This window comes from Mammaliicoccus sp. RAM2 (genome assembly GCF_045897195.1).
GTDB lineage: Bacteria > Bacillota > Bacilli > Staphylococcales > Staphylococcaceae > Mammaliicoccus > Mammaliicoccus sciuri.
The window spans coordinates 1-361 of the sequence record NZ_JBJNWI010000032.1 but is presented as its reverse complement, the minus strand read 5'-3'; the positions used below and the strand labels follow the sequence as shown (position 1 = coordinate 361).

Annotated in this window: 1 protein-coding gene; it reads right to left on the bottom strand. The window is 40.2% G+C overall.

The features are described 5' to 3' along the window. On the bottom strand, nt 1–361 hold a 361-nt coding region (locus tag ACJTHF_RS14075; protein WP_407812643.1), incomplete at both ends, for a hypothetical protein.

Genomic DNA, 361 nt, shown 5'->3' with positions numbered 1-361 from the left:
CTCTGATGTACTTAATGATTCGCTTGTACTCAATGATTCACTCGTGCTTAACGATTCACTTGTACTTAATGATTCACTTGCGCTTAATGACTCACTTGTACTCAATGATTCGCTCGTACTCAATGATTCGCTCGTACTCAATGATTCGCTTGTGCTTAATGATTCGCTTGTACTCAATGATTCACTCGTGCTTAACGATTCACTTGTACTTAATGATTCACTTGCGCTTAATGACTCACTTGTACTCAATGATTCGCTCGTACTTAATGATTCACTCGTGCTCAATGATTCACTCGTGCTCAATGATTCACTCGTGCTCAATGATTCACTCGTGCTCAATGATTCACTCGTGCTCAATGAC